The organism is Hahella sp. CCB-MM4, from assembly GCF_002260525.1.
Taxonomy (GTDB): Bacteria; Pseudomonadota; Gammaproteobacteria; order Pseudomonadales; family Oleiphilaceae; genus Hahella.
Genome location: NZ_MRYI01000002.1, coordinates 249,840 through 271,382, shown reverse-complemented (window position 1 = coordinate 271,382; position 21,543 = coordinate 249,840). Strand labels below are relative to the sequence as shown.

Here is a 21,543-nt window from a genome sequence, read left to right as displayed (position 1 = left end):
TAGACCCATACCGTCGCAACGGGGAGGGGTAAAGTTGAAGTCCTCCGGACATAACTAAATAGGCAAATAGTTCAGTCCGGAGGAGATGGAGGGAGTTAGCCAGGCACTCTTTCTGTCAGCGTCAGAGGTTCGCTTTCCAGCTCGCCCTCTTCATGCTGCCTTGCGATCAGCATATACAGTGATGGAACCACAAACAGCGTGAACAGGGTTCCTACCGCCATACCGCCTACCAGCACCAGACCAATCGAATTACGGGCGGCTGCGCCAGGACCTTCCACTAACGTAAGTGGAAAGTGACCGGCGATAGTCGCGACGGAAGTCATCAGTACCGGGCGCAACCGGGTCATGGCGGCTTCATGTATTGCCGAGAGCTTGTCCTTGCCTTGCAGCTGTAACTGGTTGGCAAACTCCACAATCAATATACCGTTCTTGGAAATCAGGCCCACCAATGTGACTAACCCTACCTGAGCATATATGTTCATGGTGGTGGTCCAGCCGGTGGTCCAGAACGGAGTATTGGGGTCGGGCATTTTCAGCGTGGTGAATATCAGCGCGCCGAACATGGCTAATGGAACCGAGCCCAGAAGGATCACGAAGGGATCGCGGAACGAATTGAACTGCACGGACAGTACCAGGAAGATCATTAATATGGCTAGTCCCAGTGCCGGCAGGAACTTCCCGCCTTCCGTACGCAACTGTCGTGATTCACCGGTGTAATTGACGGTATATCCCGCCGGTAGAATCTCCGCCGCCGCTTTCTCCAGTGCTTTCAGCCCCTCATCCAATTGGGCGGTCATTCCGGATAGCTTTACAGCGTTGAGCTGTTGGAAGCGGTTGAGGGTTCGAGGTACCGTTGTATCCTTGATCGAGGCGACGGCACTGAGTGGCATCAATGTGTCATCCGGTCCGGATACATAGATGTCCTTCAGCTGGTCCGGATTGAGTCGCTCTACCCGGGATACTTGGGGAATCACCTTGTACGCCCGCCCATCCATATTGAGACGGTTAACATAGTTACCACCCAGAGCTGCGCTCAGGTCAGCACCGATTTGCGCATTGTTCAGCCCCAGCGCCGCCACCTTTTCATGATCGATCACGACTTCGGACTGTGGCTGGTCATACTTCAAGTCAATGTCCGGTGGGAAATAGAACAGCCCGCTCTGCATGGCTTTCGCCTGTAGCTGACGGGCAAACTCCAGCATCTGCTCAGGCTCCGCCGTAGAGGTGATCACAAATTCTACCGGGAAGTTACTGCCGCCGGGTAACGCCGGAGGCTGTGCAGCGAAGATCTGTAGCCCGGGGATACCGCTCAATTGACCCTGCATATCCTGCACGATTTCGGAAATGGACCGGTCTCTCTGGTTCCAGGGCTTAACCACCATTCCACTGAAACCTCCGATACCCAATGCAGCCGCAAAGGGATCGGAAGGTGACATCAGGATCTGGAAGGTCAATTCACGTTCCGGTGCATCCAGAAACACTTTTTCAGCGGCCCGGCCAAAATGAATCTTCTGGTCCGCAGAGGCGTCAGCGGCATTATTAATAATGCCGAACATGAACCCCTGGTCTTCCAGTGGCGCTAGCTCATTAGGTGAAAACATATACATCGGCACCACCATCAAACTAAGGACGGCCCAGATGGCGTAGACGGCAGGACGGATGTTGAGAATACGACTAAGAGCAGCTCCGTATAGGTCCCGCAGGCGGTCGAATCGATGATTGACCCAACCGGTGAAACCACGTTCTTCACTTTCGGCACTGCGCAGCAGTTTTGCGCTCATCATCGGAGACAGAGTCAGAGCCACGATACCGGAAATGGTCACCGCTCCGGCGAGGGTTAGCGCGAACTCCCGGAACAGTGCGCCAGTGAGGCCGCCCTGTAGCCCAATCGGAGTGTATACCGCGGCAAGTGTCATGGTCATGGCGATGACCGGTCCCACCAGTTCACGTGCGCCGATCCGGGCTGCTTCAGCCGGAGTGCGTCCTTCTCGTAAATGGCGTTCGACGTTTTCCACGACAACAATGGCATCGTCTACCACAAGCCCGACGGAAAGTACTATTGCCAGCAAAGTCAGCAGGTTGAGGGTAAACCCGAACATCTGCATCAGGAAAATAGCCCCGATCAGAGATACAGGAATGGCAACCACCGGTACCAGAACCGAACGGATAGACCCCAGAAACAGGAATATCACAATGACCACAATGACCAGGGTATCCGTCAGGGTGCCCACCACTTCATCGATGGCATTGCTGATATATTCCGAGGCATCGTAGCCAATGTCCCCTTGCAGTCCGGGCGGCAGATCTCTCTTGATGGACTCCATGTCCTTGCGCATCCGCGCGACCACGTCAATGGTATTGGCGTTGGGTAACGGGAAAATGCCCATGAACACAGCGGTCTTGCCGTTGAAGCTGACTTCGGTATCGTATTCCTCTGCACCTAACTCTACATCTGCAATGTCCTGCAGTCGGATGATCGTGTCGTTCTCTTCACGAACTACCAGCTGCTTGAATTGATCGACATTATGCAAATCAGTATTGGCTGTGAGGTAAGTCTGCACGTAGGCACCTTTGGTACTGCCCACCGGTGCAAGGTAGTTGTTGGCAGCCAAGGCCTGTCGAACCTGAGCCGGGCTGACGTTCAACGCGGCCATATTGTCAGGTTTCAACCATACCCGCATGGCGAAGGTACGCGCTCCAAAAATGTCGGCCCGCTGGACACCTGTCAGGGCTGACAGGCGCGGCTGTACCACACGTACAAGATAATCAGTGATTTCGCTCTGGGAGAGGCTGTCTGACCAGAAACTGAGATATGCGGCGGCAAACTCGGAATCGGCAGATTGAACGCTGATGGCAGGTAACTCCGAACCGGCAGGCAGTTCGTTGCGCACCTGATTCACCTTGGCGGTAATATCAGCGAGTGCCTTAGTGGCGTCATAGTTGAGCTTGAGCCGGGCAGTCACTAGTGACAGCCCCAGCATGCTTTTCGACTCGATGTAATCGATGCCGTCGGCAGAAGCGATAGCCCTTTCTATGGCGGTGGTCACAAATCCGCGTACCACATCGGCGCTGGCGCCCACATATTGGGTTGCGATGGTCACCGTGGCGTTCTCACTTTGTGGATACTGGCGCACGCTGAGAGAATTCCAGGACTGGATACCGGCAATGATAATGATGATGTTAACCACCAATGCCAGAACCGGACGCTTTACGAAAATATCGGTAAACGCTTTCATGGGATGCTGGCCTATCAGGTATTCTTCGGTTTGGGTTCCAGTTTGAAATCAGGAGCAAGCGTATTGTCGATCAACACGGACATGCCCGGGGCAAGCTTGAAAGCCCCCGTGGACACAATACGGTCGCCGGCTTTTATACCATCCTCCACAATCACGAAGTCACCCTGACGCTCGCCCAAACGAACCAGGCGCTGGCTGATCACCAGCTGTGAGCCGGATTCGGCTGCTGCTTCGCCTTCTGCGTTTTCTGTGCCTCCCTCTTCAATGACATAGACGGCATCACCGTAAGGGCTGTGTAGCACCGCTGTTGACGGGATAAAGAGCACATCAAGAGAGTGGGCCAGAACCATATCCACTGATACGAACATCCCGGGACGCAAACGATGATCCGGGTTATCCAGGGAGGCCTGAACACGGACATTACGAGTGTTGGGGTCGATATCCGGGTTGAATGCGGAAACAATACCTTCGAACTTCTGCTGCGGATAGGCATCAGAAGAAACCTTCACTTTCAATCCGTTCGACAATTCGCCTAAATGCCGCTGTGAAAGGGAGAATTCCACATACACAGGATCCAGGGATTGCAGAGAAACTACCGGAGTGCCTTTCGACAGAAATTCGCCGACACTGATCTGGCGTATTCCCAGACGACCGTTAAAGGGCGCCCGCAGGGTCTTTTTATCAATCACCGCCCGAAAATAGTCCAGCCGGGCCTCTGCCTGTTTCACTTCATTTTCGGCATTGTCCAATTCTGACTGGGAAATATTGCGAGTTTTATTGAGCTCTTTGGATCTGGCCAATGTTAACCGGGCCCAATCAAGTGCTACCTCAGCTTCGTGAAGCTCGGCTTGTTCAATCCGGTCATCAAACTGTACCAGGATATCACCGGCCTTGACCTCAGTACCGGCGGTGAATTTGATCTCCCGCACCGTACCTTCAATCTCGGTATTGATCATGGTGCCCTGGACAGGCTTAACAGAACCGACCATGGAAATCCGCGGTTGCCATTGCACCCGCTCGACAGTAAAAGCGTTTACCGGTGTTGGTGGCATGACCATATTGGCACCGGCGGTTTGCATGGCTTCAAACTGATTCAGCTTGATGCCGACAATACCCCCGACAATGATCGCGACGACCACCGTACCGGCGAGTGCTAAAAGCAGTTTTTTAAACATATGCACATTCCCCTGCATAGAGAGTTCGAAAAATTGTTATTCGTATCCCAAAAACACGAACCCCGGCCTCCGCCGGTTAATCCAAGCAGCGCCTGGCGGTGCTGCCGGAAGACTCCAGATGATTAAACTCCATGGCACAGCAGGCCAAAAGCCAGAATCTGCACACATACTGAATTCGCCCCAGAGATATGGGATATATCATATAGTCGGATAACCTTGATAGATTTCGACACCTGTGAGGCGAATAGGCGGAATTTTCCTGCTCTGAGTTTCCGTGACGAATCAGACGAAGATCGTATTCAGCGGCTGGTAGATGGTTCCATTCCAAGTATGATCTGTCGAGATGTCCGAACGGTTACACTCATTAGTCTTCCCTAAGCTGACTCATGGTATCACTTTCTGAGGCATTGTGTTTGTGATTGTTGCATCTCAAATAAAAGAAGCTGAAACAGCTTGATTTCAGCTGGTTTGAAGCCAGCTGCTATCTACTTGGGAGGTTAGGCTCAGGCTACTTGGGAGGTTAGGTTCAGGGGTAAATTCGATGGAGCCGCCTTACAGGTAAGACGTGGGAGAAGAACATGCTTTAAACAATTATTTATTCCGGCTGAACTTGTAATCTCCATATCCATAAACCATAAATTGATAAAGCAGAATTGATCATTAAGTGAACTATTGTGCTGAGAGGCTCCCGGCAATGCAGGACAAGCAATAAAACAGCTGGGTTGTGTTCAAGGTTTATGGGTTGTGTTCAAGGTTTATAGGGCGTGGAGGTCAATATGAATGGTTCAACGGAAATCTACAACGCTATCTTGGCGATGGAAAAAGAATTCATGGCTACCTTTAGTCAGGGGGATTCCGCCGGCATTAGTGCTTTCTATACGGAAAATGCCCAACTTATGGCTCCTCACAACGATTTCCTGACAGGCAGGCAAGCAATTCAGGCCGCATTTCAGTCTTTTATGGATATGGGTATCATCGCTATGAATCTGGATACTCTGGAAGTGGAGGGTAGCGGTGATCTCGCTTATGAGGTTGGCAAATACTCTCTGGAGATCGAGGGAGGTCAGGTGGTCGACGAAGGCAAGTATATCGTGGTCTGGAAACAAGTAGCGGGGCAATGGAAACTGCACCGTGACATCTTTAACACCAATCTTCCCGCTCCCGAGTAATCAGCAAGAACCAGACATGTGCATTTAGCTTGGGGTCCTGTCTAAATGCACATGCAGTTGTCATGCATGGCAATAAGTGTTCTTCATCTTGGGGAAATAAGTGTTGCCTATGAAGTGAATCATTTAAGCGACCCTCTCACCTCTCACCCAGTGAAATTCGGGCATCGGTATTGATTAAAAAATAGTCTTAGAGGCCTATTCTTTTCCTGTTTCTTACCCCCTAAGTTGAAATCTAATCAGAGCCTACTTGCCTTTTTCAGGCTGAAGAAGTCATGGCTCTACTTCGACTTGGAGAAAGCGATGACTAAAAACGATCTCATTGAGTGGCTACAACAAGTCGGCGATGACGACTGTTCATTGGATGAACACAGCTCAAGATGCATTGTTACTACAAGTGGCCTTGAATACTTCGTGGAATATCTAGAGCAGGAAGAGAAGCTCTTAATCTACTCTCCAGTGGCTCAGGTCTCATCGGCCAAAGAGGGGGCGACACTATTACTACGCGAAGCGCTTAAATTGAACTTCATCCTGGCTGGCCAATACAGCCTCGTCCTGACCCTGGACGAGCGGACGGACCATTTGGTGCTGCTGTTGGTGGTACCCTCCGGTCCTATGCTGGAAGAAGATTTTTATGCCGCTCTGGCACTCGTAATAGATAGGACTGAATGGCTGAGTTCATTTCTTCAAGACAATCAATCGGGGGCTTCGGATGCGTCCTCCCGGCAGGAATCAGCTGTCGGAAGCGCTAACTTGATGCGTGTCTAGCACACGCATTGATTCATCACTCACTAATGATATTGGAGAAATACTATGAGCAGAGTCATAGGTATGGTGGTTCAACCACGGGTGCCGATCATGGGAAGCGGGCAAAATAAGGATGCAAGCTTTCTGAAGAGCGTTAAAGAGCTGTTCTACCGAGCCGGATGTTCGTTCCAGGGAAGATCCAGACAAGGTTTCTTTGGGGCTCTTGCAGCCTCTTATGCCGGACATACACTTCTACATGGGAAAAATACTGCCCGACCCATGGAAGCTGGAGAGGGGAGGCCGGAGCCTGCCAGCATTTCGACTGGTTTTTCTCCGGACGGCCTCCTGGGCAGTCTCAAAATCTGGTTGTTCAACAAGTTGGGGAGGCCGAATGCGACTGCAATCGGTGCTGTCCATAATGAAACTGGAGTGATGAAAGATCCTAAAGCCATGGCGGTAACGATTCCAGTGGGTGCGGGTCTATATGCGGCCTTTGAGAACTACCAGCAAAGACTTGTAGGTGAAAAGGCTCCTTACTCATGGCGACCGAACGGTCTGGTAAATGACGGGACGCAGCAAAGGACGGAAAATTGTGTGACCAAAGCGATCGACAATATGTCCCAGTTTATCCAAACGGCGAAAGCTCATGGTCAGGTTATGGAACAGCTTCAGGAAGAATTTCAATTGAATCCCCTGAGCAAAAATCAGGCATTTGAGGCTGTAAATCTGGATAGAATGGAAGAGTTCGTGGGTGACCTGAGGGACCATGCCGTAAGAAGTGCCCATATGGGAACGGGTAATCAAAAGATTCTAAGCCAGCATTTTAAGGATACAGGGGAAGCTTTCGAAGCGGCTCATTCTGCAGAACTGGCTCAGCAGGAGCATACTATTAATTCTCAGCAGTAGCCCACTATTAATTCTCAGTAGTAGCCTACTATCAACTCACAGCTATAAGCTGTTAAACAGGCTTGATAGATATTGGAGTTTATATCTATCAAGTCGTTTCTCTCCGGATTTTTCTTTTAGGAAAACATGTAATCTGAGACTTTCTCGAACATATATTGAATGGTTAAACCAAAATCCACGACAGCATTCTGGCACCCGAATAATTGTATTGGCTGGTTGACAAGCTTATCGTGAGGCTTACTTCTAACGGGTAAGAATAAGCTGTGAAAAATAAAATGCTCGGAAAAATACTGAAATCGCTAATTGTTACCATCAGGGGACTTTTATTCATTGTACTGATTTTTGGCAGTGGCTTTTACAGTGGATGATTCCTTTCTGATTATAATGTTCTTTGCATGAAAGAATTCACACCGCATAAACTAAATAGCGTTTAATTCAGAAAGCGGTATTGTTCTTCCTGAAGGCACCGTGGTTTATCTAAGGAAATGTAAGCCAAATGCGGATGTAAGGTTAGAGTTATTTATAGATAACTCGGAATACAGCTATACCGAGGAGCTTGAGGAAGATCCCGCGTCAGTTTATTACTTGTATGAGGGGGGATTAATGTAAACTTCTCAGTCTGATCTTATAGCCACTCGCACAACTATCCGTGAACTGCATTTGTTTATCTCAACATATTGACCGAAACCGCTTATGCGATGTTATTTCTAGAGTATTTGGTATTAACCAAGAAAGTGTTGGTTACATTGAAAACTGTGGTGACTTCTATGATATAGAGCCTGGGACTAATTTGGTGTTAACCAGTTTAGCAGGTGACTTTCCTCTATGGATCGACATGTATGGGTTCCCAGAAAAAAGAAGTGACTTGGAAATAGCGGTACATATAGCGAAAGAGTGTGATGTAGAGGTGCTTTTCTCAGACAATACAATAAATGACTATCGTTGGAACCTCGCCACCGGAGCTCGTGTTAGGGCAGCATTCATTGATAGTGATTTTTTTGATGTCCATAATGGATTTAAGATTGCAGAAGTTTTGGATTGCTTATGATCCATTACCCTTTCTGGAGTGTGGCGATCACCAAGGAAGATCAATTCACCTACTGTCTAGTGAGATTTTTCTTACAGACAACTAATCTTGTGGAAGGCATACTTGTCTGTTTTTAAAGCAGCAAGAGCTGTTCCTGGCCATACAAGGAGTATTCATGGCACGAAGTTTAACAAGTAATGAAGTTGCGTTGGCGAAAAATCTTTTTGGCATTTCAGTAGACTATTCGGCAGTTAAAATTCATTTTCAAAAGGCAGTATTTTTCCAGCCTTCCAATAGTGGAATGACACCCAACGGAAACATATATGTCGATGGCAAGGTGGTAGCAGACTATGGGATTTCTAATTCTGTCGATGAAAAAGCATTCTTCCTGCATGAGATGACACATGTCTGGCAGAAACAGAATAGAGTATTGAACCCTATACTATCTGCAATTGGTAATTCATTACTCCACTTCGGCGATTATGGAAAAGCCTATTTTTATCGGCTAGATTCAAAATGGGATTTGCTTGATTACAGAATGGAGCAACAGGCTCAAATTCTTGAGGATTACTCAAGAGTGGTGTTTTTCAACGTAAACCCAAGACGATCAGGTCCAAATCAGTTTTTCCTGCAAAATTCGGGGCTTACACATTCTGCGAGACTTAAACTATACAAGGATGTGTTAAAAAATTTTTTGCTAAATCCGTCTTATGTCAAGACCTACCAGAAATCCTATTCTAAGCCGAATCTAAAATGAAACTATTAATTTCGATCACTATATTGATGTCGCTTGTTGGCTGTAGCCGCTGGTTTGTGATTACCGCGGAGCAGAAGGAAAACAAAACCTACTTTAGCAGCGAAGATGTTCTTGATGAATGCAACAACCTGCCGATCTATGTGGTTTCGGTGACGGTCTCCCGTAAAGACTGTGCTAATGACTGTGTATACTGGGAAGTCGTTGATGACCAGTTAGACACGGAAATAAAGCCAACGGATTTCCCATTTGTCTATGGAGAACCCGTTCCCGGACGGACAACTCGTGTTGAAGCCAAGGATCTGCTACCTGGTCAATACCATATCAGTGGAAGTATGGGATGCGAAGGATTTCTGCCCTATGTGAATGGTGATTTTGGTGTTGATGTAAGTAATGGGGCTATCAAACTGATCAATCTTGAATAGCCGTTTTTCTGGGCTCAATAGCAATAATTGGCGGTGAGGTTATAGCCCAACTCTCCCCAACGGTTGAATCGTAATCTCCGGTGTTAAATCCTGATAGGACAGCACCGGCAACTGATGTAACTCCCTTTCCAATAACTTTCTCATATAGCGGCGGATATCCATTGAGGTGATGAGTACAGGTTTGTGAGTTGTCTGATGGATATCTCCGACGGTCTTCCGAGTGACTTCGACGATCTGACGGGTCGTATCCGGGTCCAGGGCCAGGTAAGCGCCGGCGGATGTTTGTCGGATGCCGTTACGTATGCAGTCTTCCAGTGATTGATCCAGTAAATACCCCGGCAGGACATTCTGGCCATTGCTGTATTTGTAGCTGATGTAGCGGCGAAGGTTGTTGCGGACATATTCGGTCAGTAAAACGGTTTCTTTTTCCTTCTGCCCCCATTCCACCAGCGCTTCCAGAATATTACGCAGGTTACGGATAGAGATGTCCTCGGAAACCAGGCGCTGGAAAATCTCAGTGATTTTCTGGATGGGCAGTAAACGCTGTACTTCCTTAACCAATTCTCCATATCGATCTTCCATTTTTTCCAGCAGAAAACGGGTTTCCTGGATACCGATAAAGTCCTGGGCGTATTTTTTCAGGATAATGGAAAGGTGATAGCTCAGTACCCGCGGTGGCGTCAGATAGGCGACTTCCATTCTCTCCAGCGAGGAACGATGGCTCTGTTCCACCCAGTAGGCGGGTACATTGGGTAGTAACTCCACTTCGCTTTGATGTTCAATGGAGAGAAGCTCCAGCTGTTCCTTCTGGTCTCTGACCAAAATCTGTCGAGGTCTGATTTCCCCCTCCGCGATAGGCGTTTCCTGAAGATGTATCCGGTAGCAGCCGCCGCTCAGCGAATGATTGATGCGTAGATGTATGCCGGGAAAAGGGACGCCCAAGTCCAGATAGAGCGCGCGGCGTATCTTGAGGATTTCCTCATTCAGCTCGTTGGTATCCAGGGCCTCTTCTGCATCCGCAGCCAAGTCGACCATCAGGGGGACCGTGAAGGTGAACTCTTCCGCCTCATTCAGTTGTGCTCTGGTCGGAGGCTGCCCTGCCGCAGCCATCGCGGTGAGTGGCCTGTGATCACGGTCTGCTGTTGCCCGTGACTTCTTGAGGATCATGTACCCGGCAGTGAGCAATGTCACTGCCAGTGCAATGAATGTGAACGTTGGAAAGCCGGGAATCAAGGCGAACGCAAATAGCAGCCCCCCACCGATCAAAATGGCCTGGGGCTTGCCGGAGATCTGATTGGCGATATCAGCCCCCAGATTTTCAGATTCATCCGTAGTGACCCGGGTTACGATAATCCCGGCAGTAATGGCAATGAACAGAGCGGGAATCTGGGCCACAAGGCCGTCGCCGATGGTCAGGATGGCATAGAGTTCCAGGGCTTCGCCTGAGGTCATGCCGTTCTGTAGTGTGCCTATGGCAATGCCCCCCAGTATATTCACCGCGATAATGATCAGACCGGCAATACTATCGCCCTTCACGAATTTCATGGCACCATCCATCGAGCCGTAAAGCTGGCTTTCTTTTTGTACCTGTGAACGCCGATGCCTGGCTTCATCAACATCGATTACGCCAGCGCGCATGTCGCCGTCGATGCTCATCTGCTTGCCGGGCATGGCATCCAGAGAAAAGCGGGCACTCACTTCGGCGACCCGTTCGGAGCCTTTAGTGATCACCAGAAACTGAACCACGGTGATGATCAGGAAGATTACCAACCCGACGACCAGGTTTCCGCCGACCACAAAGCTGCCGAATGCCTCGATAATGGACCCGGCATCAGCCTGCAATAAAATCAATCGCGTTGTGGTGATCGAGAGTGAAAGACGGAACAGTGTCGTAATCAGCAGGACTGAGGGAAATGCGACAAACTCCAGTGGAGAATGCAGGTATACCGCGACCATTAGCAGTACAACGGCGAGCCCCATATTGATGCCGATAAGAACATCCACCAATCCGGTAGGGAGGGGCAGGATCATCATGAAAATAACCGCCACCAGCATGGTTGCAAACAACACGTCTTTGCGACCGGAGAGCATATGCAGGGTGGGGGTCAGGCGGGCAAGATTCATGGCATCATCCTCGAAGCCGAAAAGTAGTGGTAGTTGTCCGTAGCCAGGTTTTTATTTCCCAGCTTTAAGTGACAGAAAGATCGAAGCAAATAGAGTCGGCGGTCTTTTACGCCCTGTGCACTACTCTCACATCGATCACAGCACTTCAGTGCCTGTTCCGCATTTCCCTGTAAGTAGTGGAGATAGGCTAGTTGCATAAGCGGCTTCTGATCACTCGGATAGAGTCTGACCAGTAGCGATAAAAGCGGCTGTGCTTTGGCATATTGCCTGGTTTGCAGATATACCGTTGCTACGCCGCTTAGCCAGTCATACTGTTGTGGGTTGAGTATGTCTTCTGTCCTGAGATCCTTATTCACACTTTCTCCAGTGCCGTCAGGTTGCTTTTTAACAGTTGTCTGTCCTGTTCCAATGAATCGAGGACATCCAGAGCCCGTTTCAGGGTTCGAAGAAACGCAGAGTCCTTTTGATCTGTTGAATGAGGTTTCATATTCAGCAATGCCGCAAGCGTCGTTGAAGACAGGGCATCGTATTCATTGGGATCAACACCTTCATGACTGGCCGGTATGAGGAGTGAGCGCAATATATCCCGGTTGGTGGAGTGAGGCGTAAACAGCGCTTCGGTATGTTGTACGACGGATTCGCCCAGAGGAACAAAAGGTTTCGAAGGCGTTGTATCGACAGGAGACGCGCCACTTTCCTGTACGTGTATGCTTTGTATGCCTTCTGTAAAGGTCACCAGGTCCATAGATCAACGCACCTATTGAGTTACTTTATGATGCAGGTATTCCAGCAATCCTACCGCTTCGGTCAACCCGGGAATGCTGAGCTGTTGAGGGGATAGGGTAGTGATGAAGGCAAGCTGGTTGTGGCTCTTTATTCCTGTCTGAACGACCAATGGTAATGGCTTGTCGTAATGCACCAGGCGTAATGCTTTTGCGATGATATTTGCGGAGTCGTACTCGTTGATTTCTCTTAACTGTGCTATTAACAGGCCCCGATCAGTCATTTCCATATGAAGGGAACCTGAATGCTCAAATGACAGCGTCAAAGGTGCGCCATGCCAGGTAAAATCTGTAAAGCCAATCTGATATAGAAACTCGTTGAGGGTGTGGCCGATGGCTGGCGCCTGTATCATGATTGAACTCCCTTGTTGATATTGTCTGTTTTGAGATAATTACTCTTCATTTTCGATACAGAGATCCAGGCACTCCTGGACTGCGGAAATCAGTTTTTCCCGCTCGAAGGGGTCTTTGTAGACCTTCAGCGGAATCAGACGAATCAATTCCTTAAATCCCCGCCAGAAATAAATCGCCATATCTCCGGGAATATTTAATGCTTCGATGACTTTGCTTGTTTGGTCTGTACTGAGCCATTTCTTTTCAAGAAGCCCCAGTAGTTGTTCCATCAGCTTCAGCCTTCCGGGAATGCTGTATGACTGGTAAATCCGCTGCAGCTGCGAGAGAAACTCAGAGCATTCGTCATTCAGGCTTTCCAGGGAATGCAGCTTGTAGAGATCCTCGATGATCATTTCCAGCCTTTCTTTGGGGAGCGACGGACCTTCTGCAGCCAGATCTGCACCCAGTGCCGAAATCAGGTAGGTGAGAGAATCAGAAAAGTGCTCCTCTCCATACTGGGCCAGGATCTTTTGAAACGTTCCAGTAAGGCTACCGTAGTCTAATACCGCATCACGGTAGAGACGGCGCAAGTTGTTTAGCGTTCCCAGCTGTCTATCGGCATAGCTCGCCGCGATTCCGGTTACATTCATTCCAGCCTGAATCGCCACCCCGCTCTCATCCATCAGTTCATCCAGAGCGGTATCGACCATGGCCAGGAGTTGTTCGATGGATTCAGATTTACGCTGTTTTAGCTTGCGTCTAAGCTGGTCCCGTACGTAGGCGAGGGCCATGTACTGCTGTGAGACATCTTCAAATTGCCGCTGCAATAGTTGCCGAAGGTGTGTGCTTGAGGATATTGGCTGATCGAGTAGTTGTTTGACGAAGGGGTTGAGTTGCTTGTCCTTATCGAGATCTGCTGCTTTTTCCAGGTAGGCGAGGGCTCGTTCCAGCGCTTCTGCCCGCAAAGGTGAACGTTCTCCTATTTTCCGTTTACTCAGGTCGACTTCCTTCTTTTCCGAACGCAGGAAAGACATCTCTTCTGCAGCAGAGGCAAATAGAGATTTATCAGAACCCGCCAGTGCCACACTTTCTCCCCGCCATTGTCCGGCGGGCTGGGCCTGAGCGTCTTCAGCGGCGAAGCTTCTGCCGGGCTGCGATGTTATTCCTACGGGAATATTCGACATGAATGGACCTGTATCGATGGTTGTTTCACTTGGGTCTAGTGTTAATTTCTGAGACGTTGATGCAAATAGACCGGTAGATATAAATCTAATCAGTAGGTACAAATAAGCTCTGCGGGTCCAAACCTTATCTTGTTCAAACACTAGGTTGTCCAAACACTAGTTTCTCTAAACACTAGATTCTCTAAACAAAAGAAAGCCGGCATCCCTGCCGGCATCGAAGCCCCACTTCAAGTAGGCATTGAAGGATCTCTGTGGGGAAATGGAGGAGGTTAGATATGAGATTAGAGATGAGTTTAAGCCATGAGCTTAATATTGATCTGGGATCTTGAAGTGATGAACTGCTCCATGGAATCCCTGATGGCCTTTTCACCTTCTGCGGCCGATCTCACAAAATCCGCTTCACTTTCAACATCGGCTTGCGCTTTTGTCGCATCGGCCTCATCCCGCTCTTTGGCTGCCCGGTCCAACTCTGCAAAATAGGTTGGTATTGAGGAAATAATGCTGCCCATTCCAGTGAAGAACTGGCCCAAAGCCATACCCGTATTGGTGGTGTTTTGTGCCTGTGTGATCATGGCCTGTTGTTTGAACTGGACACTTTCTCTAGAGGGAGTATCTGCTCCAGTGTCCTTATTGCTGGCAGGGGGCGGATTGCTGGAATCACCGTTCTTGACTTGCGCATTCGGTCCAAGTACGGCCAAGTCCGGGGATAGGTCAGTCGTGGGCCTGGTTGGAGATACATCATCCAATCCGATTTGCGGCGCCTTGGGAACGTCCGTATCCAGTTTCATGGCATTTCGGGTCTGCTTAGAGGCGGAATATCCGGCGCGCATACCGCAGATTCCACCCGCCATGGACATGCCACCATTCACCATAGCCGCAGTAAAATCCTTTTTTGCTGCGCTAACGATTTTTTCAGCCTTTGCTTCGAATGCGGTCCATTGTGCAAGGTAAGCGTCTTGTTTAGACTCACTGGCCTGGCGACGCATTTCGGCTAATATCTCGTGGACGACTGCAAAAATGTTGAAGATATCAAAGCCACCGTAAGGTCCCTCCAGTTTAGACCTGAGATTGCCGGCATCGAAATCATCCCCCTGAATAGAGGGAGGTGGCAGAATGGTCACATCACTTGTGCTGTCTTGCTCTGTGCCGGACTCGTTAGAGCGGGATATCAGTGGGATATTTTCCTGTTCCCGGAAGCGGTTTGTCAGACTAAAGTCTTCAAAGTTGTCTGAATTGCCGGTCCGTTGTGTGGTTGGGTCTGTTATTCGATTAGTTGAATCCATAATTTCTGACCTCTAAAAGAAAAGGATTGATCATTGCAGTTGAAGCTACATCTGTCAGGCCATGTCCCGATTTAGCTTTTGGTTGGTCTGCTCTTGCTGGTTAACCTGATCGATCATCTGACCCATGGTGCTCTCACTGTTTTGGGTCAAATTCTTGATGTGATCAATGGTGTTCTCGATATAGGCTTTATTCTGGCTGATGACCTTGCGGACCCTTGCTTCGTCGGCCCTGGAAAATTCAGCTTCCTGCACGTGTACTGCGCTGTCTATGCTGGCTCCGGCGCCCCCAAACTCTGCTGCGCCCCCAACAAAAACAGAAATGTTTCTGGCCTGGTGGAGAACCATCTGCCACTGGATGACTGCTGTTCCTGTTTTACCCGCCGTAGACGCTACTGCAGCCGCTTCGCCGGCCGTGGACGAAGCAGAAGAGGCTGCTTTACCTGAAGTCGAAGCAACCGTGGATGCTTTACTGGCAGAGGAGGAAGCCGTGCCCATATACCCGGCCCCGGCGGTTGCTACGATCAGGATGGCTGCCACCAGTACAGTGGCAAAGATGGTGTTACCCGGTTCTTTCATGCCCGCTTTCTGCAGTCCTTCGGCGATCTTCGCGGTGAGTTCCGATAACCCGCTTTTACCGGTTATCATGCCAACTGTCTGGTCCACCGCGAGCCCGATCATAATGGCTCCGGCAACTGCTCCGCCGGGGGTGGCCATAAGCAATGCTCCTGCGACTAATGTGGCTGCAGCGGCAATCCAGCCGAAGGCCTTGGCAATTTTGCCGGACTTCTGGGCTCTCTCCATCTCAGCGATGGCTTTTTGAATGGCTTCCATGACTTCCTTGTGTCGTTCCTTATTGTTTTGGGCTAGTTGCAGTACATCCTCTTTGCCACGGGTGATGCCTTGTTCATCAAGCTTCAGTTGAATCGTTTGTAACGACAAAAGCAGGTCCGTGCCGGGTTTGGGAGAGGAAAGTGACACCAGAGTCGAGTTCTCAGTATTCTGACTTCCTTCGACATAACCTTCCCAGACGAAATTGTCCTGAGCGCGTGACGATTGTGAAGTCGGTATTTGGGATTGCAGAAGCTCGACTAATGAAGAAGCCAGCGAGTCGGTTTCGAAAGTTCCTATATCGGTTTCAAAAGTTCCTATAGTGCTCATATCTTCGTCCTCTTATCAAGGTCGTTAATTTTTTTAAGCAGCAATTGTGCTTTGCCCAATATGGCCTGGTGCTGGGGCTTATCCTGTGACCAGTGAATTGCCGCATTCAAACCATTCCGGGCCTGTTCCAGATTATTAAGAGCCATATAACACTTGGCTGCCTGTAATGGTGGTATGGGATTGTCGTGCTGGAGCAGGGCAGAATAGGAGTAGGCCTCAATAGCGGTCGCAAATTTGCCAAGGGCCTCCCTATTGGCTGCCAGGCCAACCCAGAAGCGAACATCAAGGTGGCTGTAGAGGCAGAGAAATGTGAAGACTTGCTCAGCCTGCTCAAACTTGCGTTGTTGGTAGAGGTTATAGGCGATGGTATAGATCGCCTCGATTTCCTCTTGAGTGAGACCTTTGGCCAGGGCCAGAGTACCTCCCTGTTCGAGAATCAAGGCAATCATCTCATCAGCTGAACAGGTCTGTTGATGATCCTGCGAGTTCTGGTTCATTGACATATCCTCGTTTTGCTTAAATGTGTTCCAGTAATTTGATGCGAAGCAGTCTGTTTCGAGGGCTGGTAAACTGCTGGTTGCTGTTCCCATTGAGCTCCTGTTCCAGCTCGTCCCGCCACTCTCTATCCCGCTTTTCCAGCTTTGCCAGGACTGAGTCCGGTAGTTGGGGTCTGTATTTACTGATCAGCGGACCCAGTAACTCCCGGCTTAATCCATATCTTTCGAGCAAGGTGTTGGTCTTCAGGAATGACGCTGAGACTGACGCCTGCAGTTTTTCCATTTCCTCCATCAGTTGATAAGAGAGTGATTCTGTATCGGTTGCCATAAATGCCTCCTGAGGGCATCGCTATGAAGACTTTTATGCAGAACTCTCAGCTTCTGCGAGAGTTCTGCATGCCCGTTCCGGGTGAGAGAATTCATTGCTAAATCTTGTTGAGAATTCCCTGGTTGGTCTGGTGGAGACTGTTGTTGGTGTTGGAAGGCATGGTGAGGGACTCATCGCGTTTTTTGATGAGTGAACTGATGCGAAGCATTTGGACCTGACTTCGACTATTTAAGCCGTCGATAAAAGCCTTCAGGTTTTCGATGCTGGTTTCCCACTCGTCGCTGTTCTGACAAAAATCGTAGCCCTCATCGTCGAGATATTTATTGCCGTGTGCCACTCCTTTGTGCTCTTTGTCGTATTTACTGAGGCCCTGTTGGACATCATGATCTTCAAAGAAATCGATCATTTCAGGAGGCATATCGCTATGGCCTTTGCCTTCCAGCTTGCCTTTTTCAGTTCGGGCGATGGAAAGCATCTTATTGGCTTCTTTCAGAAGATCGTTCAGTTCTGCCATGCTTTGCAGCTCATCTGCCAACTGCTGTTCCAGACTATCAACCCGCTCAAGCTCAAGAAGCATGATGAGTTCGTCAATGCTCATGACGGTATCGTTTACCAGGAATTTATCACTGCCCAGTGAAGTGATTGTGCCTATTTGGTCCATGGAGTTTTCCCCTTATCCAATAAGTAACGGCGAGCCACTTCGTTAGTGATGAGCCCGCCACAGTGAAGATGAATAACGAACCGTGATCGAGACTACTGCGGCTCGTAAGTTCAGTATTTTGGAAGGAGGGGGCAGTGGACATATATCCACCGGCTTATTTTTCGGCCGCTTCGAGGATTCGATATGAGTTTGAGCGATTGATGAAAAAATCAACGAATGTGAACGGTGTCATGAAAATTCCCATTACATGTAACTTTTTTGAATCTGGTGTCGTACATCGCGTGAGGACTACCTGTGGGACGCTTAAACCGCCGGCAACAAAAGGATGTTCAAAGGGATGGTGTGTTGGAGCAAGTATCCAGTTCAGATGCAGACCTGCGAGGTGTAGGTGGCCTCAGCTCGATATACACAAAGCTGATAATAACCAGAACAAAACAGGACGACGAAAATGGAAAAAGGGCTGTATTTCAAGGGGAAGTTTTCTGCACCGTTAGCCTCCCCGGTAGTGGTTTCACGGGAACGGCTGCATCGACTTCTCGATGTCGGTAGCAGGTCACAACTCCACAGCATTATTGCACCGGCGGGATATGGCAAGACGACCCTGATGAGGGAGTGGAGCCAACGGCAACGCTCGAAAGTTGTCTGGATCACAATGGAGTCCGATGACAACGATCCATACAGGTTTTGGTGCGGAGTTCTCATGGCATTTGCGGAGCAGGGCTACCAGACACCTACCCATAAGGATCTGATGGCCTGTCATAATGATGAGGTCGGTAGTGACAGCTGGATCAGCCAGACCGTGAATGAGATCGAAGAGGCGGTCGGTAAGGTCGAAGAACCCGTTATGCTGGTCATCGATGACCTTCAACTTCTGGATAACCTGGACGTTATCGATTCCCTGGCCCGCGTTCTCCGGTTTCTTCCTGCTGATATCAGTCTCTATATGCTCTCCAGAACCCGCCTTCCATCAGACTTATTTGCTCTGCTTCCCTGCGACAGAATAGAACAATTATGCTCGAACGATTTGGCTTTCACCTTGGAGGAAGGTCAACAGTTTATACAGGCGCTTGAGGAAAAGGGGGCCTACGGATGGTATACCACTTCCAGTCCAGCCGGGCAGAGCACCCGATTGGCCTCCCTATGGCGTCAGACAGAAGGATGGCCGGTTTTCTTCTGTGGAATGGTGGCCCGGTGGTTGAAGCAAGGTCCGGGTACCGCCGGCTTTGAGCAGCTTGCGGATTATCCTGAGTTCGGGGAATACATTGAAGATCAACTGATACAGCCGCTCAGTCCTGAGCATATGGAAATGCTGATGAGTTTGTCCCAGATTCATCGATTCAATCGGATCTCGGTGACTCAATGTTTTTGCCCCGAAGGATCTCATCAAGACTTTCAGGAGCTTGTTGGCTTTTATGGCATCGTCGCCAAAATACCGGAGTCTCAGGGCGACTATCGCATTCTGCGGCCGATTCGGGACTATCTGAAGCAACACCGGGAGTGGCGGAAAACCCACATGGGAATAATGACCTTTACGAAGGCTTTTCGGTGGTTTCTTGCCAACAACAAGTTGTATGAAGCCATTACATTGTGTGTTGAGAGCAGCTATTGGCAATCAGCTGTCCATATGATTGAAAAGCAGTATCAAATACTCGCTTGCTCTGGAAGGTGGGCAGAAATCACAGAATGGTTTGAGCTGATTCCGGATCACATTAGTCGACAGCGCCCCCTATTACTGATGTTACAAGCCTGGAAAGCTCACTTTGAATGTTTGCCTGCCAAAGCCCTGGGCTTTTTGGAGCGGGCAGATGAGATATTGATAGCCTGCAATCCGATTGACCATCCGGATGATTTGTATTCTGTTGCTTCGCAACATCAGCTGCTGAAGGAAGTCAGGATGCTGAGTAAGAACCTTCAATCGGCTTATTTTCATGAGTTGATCAGTCCGGCCCAAAGTACACAAGACATAGAGAGTAGTGGTGATGGTAGGAGTAGTGCGGATAGTGGTGAGAGTGGGAATAGCGGTGAGAGCGGGTGTTTACACACGGTTCTTTGTCAGGGGCTCGACTCACTGTACCGAAATCAGTTCAGTGAAGCGAAAATCACTCTGACGCGGGTGGTTGAGCAAGCCTTGCTATCCCAGCAGGCAGCGTTTTACCAGTCAGTGGCCGCACTCGGATGGACACACTATATCAGTGGGGATTTCGAACAATGGCACACTTTCTGTCGTTCAGTGAAAGAAAGAATATCCGGCATCACTGGTGACGGAGGCAATGCTGGCTGGATGAATGGGGCCATGGCCTATGGTTGTCTTGAAAACGGGGAGCATGATCACGCTTTGCATTATCTGCGGGAAGCCCTGTTCTCCTATGAGGCCTCCATACCAATGGATCTCCGATTCAATCTGTTGTTGATTCAGGCGCGCATTGATATCAGCCGGGAGAGTTTTCGTAAAGCGGAATTAGCAATTGATGAGGCTGACCTATTGGCGCAGGAGATGCCGAAGATTGTTCGTAGGAATTTTTTCTCCGTGGCAGGGCTCAGAGCTGAATGGCTGCTGGCAAAAGGCAGAAAGGAAGAAGCGCTCCATCAATTGGATGTGTTTGGAGGGAAGCTCGGCACCGCCAGCGTGACCTCTATGCATGAATGGTTGACCAGATCTGATGTCTATATGGCGATGGATAAACCCCGGGAGGCCATGACTTGTGCTATCCAGGTCAAAGATTGGGCGGTTGAATGCGGGGCTGATCTATTTCTGTTGCGCTCGCTGATTGCCGAGTCCGTTGCCTTGAAACGCATTGGGCGGGAGGAGAAAGCGCTGAATGTCTTCCATGATGCATTGGGCGTCGGACGGATGATGGGAAGTATCTCCTCATTCATGACAGGTGTTCCTGAGGTTCGAACATTGCTGGCTCAAGCGCAGAGTCATGGACGATATCCTGCCTACGTTACGAAACTGCTTGAGCGTCTCAGTGGTGAATCTGCGCCTGTAGATGATGAACTTCCAACCCTGTCTTCCTTAAGCAAACGGGAAAAGCAGGTTCTGGATTTGTTGGTGACGGGAATGTCCAACCCGGAGATTGCCGACACCCTATGTCGCTCATTGGGGACGGTAAAAATACATGTCCACAATATCTATAGAAAGCTTGGCGCCAGCAATCGGGTAGCAGCCATTAATAAGTACCTCGGAGCCACCGCCTGAGATAAAGCTCATCTGCCATTCTGAAATAGTTATACAAGGAGTTAAACGTGTACAAATATGCCCACTTTGAAAGCCTGCTCTATAACTTCTGCCTGCGCCACCGGGTGGCCATGATCCAGCCGGATGCCAACCTGCATTATGTGCTTTTTGTCGATCACATCGAGGTTCGTTGCTTTTGCAATGCTTCTTCTATTTACCTTCAAGTGGAGCTGGGGGTTGTGTCCGAACTGTCCGAGGAAAGGGATCAGGTATACAAGCATGTGATGCAACAAGCTTTACTGGATAGCTTCAGTTCCGGTTGTGTCTTGTCGTTGAATGAGAAAGGAGGGCTCACCTTATATCAAAGACTTCAGGTCGATGATTGTCAGCTACAGAGTTTCGAGGAATCCATGGAGATGCTGGCGAACCAAGTGGACACTATTAATAGCCTGCTCTCAGGTTATTCAAGCATCACAAAACGATAGGCCTTCATTGTGTGGAGTTGACATGGATGTGTCGGGTGCCGATTTATTAACTGCTTTAATATGTATATCAGTTAATTATGGAGCCTGGCCCCGG

At 49.4% G+C, this 21,543-nt stretch carries 20 protein-coding genes; 8 read left to right on the top strand and 12 right to left on the bottom strand.

What is annotated here, in order from left to right; translation table 11 throughout:
• Window positions 1-95: 95 nt before the first annotated feature.
• On the bottom strand, window positions 96-3,236 hold the full coding sequence (locus tag BTA51_RS04795; protein ID WP_094706281.1) for an efflux RND transporter permease subunit: 3,141 nt from the start codon (window positions 3,234-3,236) through the stop codon (window positions 96-98).
• A gap of 14 nt (window positions 3,237-3,250) precedes the next feature.
• Window positions 3,251-4,411, bottom strand: a complete 1,161-nt coding sequence (locus BTA51_RS04790; protein ID WP_094706280.1) for an efflux RND transporter periplasmic adaptor subunit — start codon at window positions 4,409-4,411, stop codon at window positions 3,251-3,253.
• Between the two features lie 776 nt (window positions 4,412-5,187).
• Here BTA51_RS04790 and BTA51_RS04785 point away from each other — a divergent pair.
• The 6 genes from BTA51_RS04785 (at window position 5,188) to BTA51_RS04760 (ending at window position 9,436) form a co-directional block, all read left to right on the top strand.
• Window positions 5,188-5,580, top strand: a complete 393-nt coding sequence (locus BTA51_RS04785; RefSeq protein ID WP_094706279.1) for a DUF4440 domain-containing protein — start codon at window positions 5,188-5,190, stop codon at window positions 5,578-5,580.
• Window positions 5,581-5,880: 300 nt separating this feature from the next.
• Complete coding sequence (locus tag BTA51_RS04780) at window positions 5,881-6,345, top strand: type III secretion system chaperone (protein ID WP_094706278.1); 465 nt, start codon at window positions 5,881-5,883, stop codon at window positions 6,343-6,345.
• A 45-nt stretch (window positions 6,346-6,390) separates the two neighbouring features.
• On the top strand, window positions 6,391-7,230 hold the full coding sequence (locus tag BTA51_RS04775; RefSeq protein ID WP_094706277.1) for a hypothetical protein: 840 nt from the start codon (window positions 6,391-6,393) through the stop codon (window positions 7,228-7,230).
• Between the two features lie 793 nt (window positions 7,231-8,023).
• Window positions 8,024-8,278, top strand: a complete 255-nt coding sequence (locus tag BTA51_RS04770) for a hypothetical protein (RefSeq protein ID WP_141215537.1) — start codon at window positions 8,024-8,026, stop codon at window positions 8,276-8,278.
• A gap of 154 nt (window positions 8,279-8,432) precedes the next feature.
• A complete protein-coding gene (locus BTA51_RS04765) occupies window positions 8,433-9,014 on the top strand; it encodes a hypothetical protein (RefSeq protein ID WP_094706275.1) in 582 nt (193 codons plus the stop codon).
• Window positions 9,011-9,436: a hypothetical protein gene (locus tag BTA51_RS04760; RefSeq protein ID WP_094706274.1), complete on the top strand. Its 426-nt coding sequence runs from the start codon at window positions 9,011-9,013 to the stop codon at window positions 9,434-9,436. Before BTA51_RS04765 ends, BTA51_RS04760 begins: the two co-directional genes overlap by 4 nt.
• Window positions 9,437-9,475: 39 nt before the next feature.
• Here the strand turns inward: BTA51_RS04760 and sctV are convergent, their stop codons facing one another.
• The 10 genes from sctV to BTA51_RS04710 form a co-directional block, all read right to left on the bottom strand.
• A complete protein-coding gene (sctV, locus tag BTA51_RS04755) occupies window positions 9,476-11,560 on the bottom strand; it encodes a type III secretion system export apparatus subunit SctV (protein WP_094706273.1) in 2,085 nt (694 codons plus the stop codon).
• Entirely contained in the window at window positions 11,557-11,916 is a 360-nt protein-coding gene (locus BTA51_RS04750; RefSeq protein WP_246840926.1) for a hypothetical protein, read from the bottom strand. Before BTA51_RS04750 ends, sctV begins: the two co-directional genes overlap by 4 nt.
• Window positions 11,913-12,305 (bottom strand): hypothetical protein, encoded by a 393-nt coding sequence (locus tag BTA51_RS04745; protein WP_094706271.1) that lies wholly within the window; start codon window positions 12,303-12,305, stop codon window positions 11,913-11,915. The genes BTA51_RS04750 and BTA51_RS04745 overlap by 4 nt, the downstream gene beginning before the upstream one ends.
• Before the next feature lie 12 nt (window positions 12,306-12,317).
• Window positions 12,318-12,695: a YopN chaperone SycN-like protein gene (locus BTA51_RS04740; protein WP_094706270.1), complete on the bottom strand. Its 378-nt coding sequence runs from the start codon at window positions 12,693-12,695 to the stop codon at window positions 12,318-12,320.
• Between the two features lie 39 nt (window positions 12,696-12,734).
• Window positions 12,735-13,859 (bottom strand): type III secretion system gatekeeper subunit SctW, encoded by a 1,125-nt coding sequence (gene sctW / locus BTA51_RS04735; protein ID WP_094706269.1) that lies wholly within the window; start codon window positions 13,857-13,859, stop codon window positions 12,735-12,737.
• A 293-nt stretch (window positions 13,860-14,152) separates the two neighbouring features.
• A complete protein-coding gene (locus BTA51_RS04730; protein ID WP_094706268.1) occupies window positions 14,153-15,142 on the bottom strand; it encodes a hypothetical protein in 990 nt (329 codons plus the stop codon).
• Window positions 15,143-15,196: 54 nt separating this feature from the next.
• Window positions 15,197-16,300 carry a type III secretion system translocon subunit SctE gene (sctE, locus tag BTA51_RS04725; protein ID WP_094706267.1) on the bottom strand — a complete coding sequence of 368 codons (1,104 nt, stop codon included), beginning with the start codon at window positions 16,298-16,300 and terminating at the stop codon, window positions 15,197-15,199.
• A complete protein-coding gene (locus tag BTA51_RS04720; protein WP_094706266.1) occupies window positions 16,297-16,797 on the bottom strand; it encodes a SycD/LcrH family type III secretion system chaperone in 501 nt (166 codons plus the stop codon). Before BTA51_RS04720 ends, sctE begins: the two co-directional genes overlap by 4 nt.
• Window positions 16,798-16,816: 19 nt before the next feature.
• A complete protein-coding gene (locus tag BTA51_RS04715; protein WP_094706265.1) occupies window positions 16,817-17,125 on the bottom strand; it encodes a hypothetical protein in 309 nt (102 codons plus the stop codon).
• A gap of 97 nt (window positions 17,126-17,222) precedes the next feature.
• A complete protein-coding gene (locus tag BTA51_RS04710; RefSeq protein WP_094706264.1) occupies window positions 17,223-17,786 on the bottom strand; it encodes a hypothetical protein in 564 nt (187 codons plus the stop codon).
• A 448-nt stretch (window positions 17,787-18,234) separates the two neighbouring features.
• On the opposite strand from BTA51_RS04710, the gene BTA51_RS30620 reads away from it, so the two are divergent.
• Together BTA51_RS30620 and BTA51_RS04700 are read left to right on the top strand one after the other, a co-directional pair.
• Window positions 18,235-20,985 carry a LuxR C-terminal-related transcriptional regulator gene (locus BTA51_RS30620; protein ID WP_094706263.1) on the top strand — a complete coding sequence of 917 codons (2,751 nt, stop codon included), beginning with the start codon at window positions 18,235-18,237 and terminating at the stop codon, window positions 20,983-20,985.
• A gap of 47 nt (window positions 20,986-21,032) precedes the next feature.
• Window positions 21,033-21,449 carry a CesT family type III secretion system chaperone gene (locus BTA51_RS04700; RefSeq protein WP_094706262.1) on the top strand — a complete coding sequence of 139 codons (417 nt, stop codon included), beginning with the start codon at window positions 21,033-21,035 and terminating at the stop codon, window positions 21,447-21,449.
• The last annotated feature ends 94 nt before the right edge of the window (window positions 21,450-21,543 follow it).

Excerpts from the sequence above, each read along its gene's own strand:
- BTA51_RS04795 (WP_094706281.1), bottom strand. The coding sequence starts at position 3,236 with ATGAAAGCGTTTACCGATATTTTCGTAAAGCGTCCGGTTCTGGCATTG.
- BTA51_RS04790 (WP_094706280.1), bottom strand. The coding sequence starts at position 4,411 with ATGTTTAAAAAACTGCTTTTAGCACTCGCCGGTACGGTGGTCGTCGCG.
- BTA51_RS04785 (WP_094706279.1), top strand. The coding sequence starts at position 5,188 with ATGAATGGTTCAACGGAAATCTACAACGCTATCTTGGCGATGGAAAAA.
- BTA51_RS04780 (WP_094706278.1), top strand. The coding sequence starts at position 5,881 with ATGACTAAAAACGATCTCATTGAGTGGCTACAACAAGTCGGCGATGAC.
- BTA51_RS04775 (WP_094706277.1), top strand. The coding sequence starts at position 6,391 with ATGAGCAGAGTCATAGGTATGGTGGTTCAACCACGGGTGCCGATCATG.
- BTA51_RS04765 (WP_094706275.1), top strand. The coding sequence starts at position 8,433 with ATGGCACGAAGTTTAACAAGTAATGAAGTTGCGTTGGCGAAAAATCTT.
- BTA51_RS04760 (WP_094706274.1), top strand. The coding sequence starts at position 9,011 with ATGAAACTATTAATTTCGATCACTATATTGATGTCGCTTGTTGGCTGT.
- sctV (WP_094706273.1), bottom strand. The coding sequence starts at position 11,560 with ATGAATCTTGCCCGCCTGACCCCCACCCTGCATATGCTCTCCGGTCGC.
- BTA51_RS04745 (WP_094706271.1), bottom strand. The coding sequence starts at position 12,305 with ATGGACCTGGTGACCTTTACAGAAGGCATACAAAGCATACACGTACAG.
- BTA51_RS04740 (WP_094706270.1), bottom strand. The coding sequence starts at position 12,695 with ATGATACAGGCGCCAGCCATCGGCCACACCCTCAACGAGTTTCTATAT.
- sctW (WP_094706269.1), bottom strand. The coding sequence starts at position 13,859 with ATGTCGAATATTCCCGTAGGAATAACATCGCAGCCCGGCAGAAGCTTC.
- BTA51_RS04730 (WP_094706268.1), bottom strand. The coding sequence starts at position 15,142 with ATGGATTCAACTAATCGAATAACAGACCCAACCACACAACGGACCGGC.
- sctE (WP_094706267.1), bottom strand. The coding sequence starts at position 16,300 with ATGAGCACTATAGGAACTTTTGAAACCGATATAGGAACTTTCGAAACC.
- BTA51_RS04720 (WP_094706266.1), bottom strand. The coding sequence starts at position 16,797 with ATGAACCAGAACTCGCAGGATCATCAACAGACCTGTTCAGCTGATGAG.
- BTA51_RS04715 (WP_094706265.1), bottom strand. The coding sequence starts at position 17,125 with ATGGCAACCGATACAGAATCACTCTCTTATCAACTGATGGAGGAAATG.
- BTA51_RS04710 (WP_094706264.1), bottom strand. The coding sequence starts at position 17,786 with ATGGACCAAATAGGCACAATCACTTCACTGGGCAGTGATAAATTCCTG.
- BTA51_RS30620 (WP_094706263.1), top strand. The coding sequence starts at position 18,235 with ATGGAAAAAGGGCTGTATTTCAAGGGGAAGTTTTCTGCACCGTTAGCC.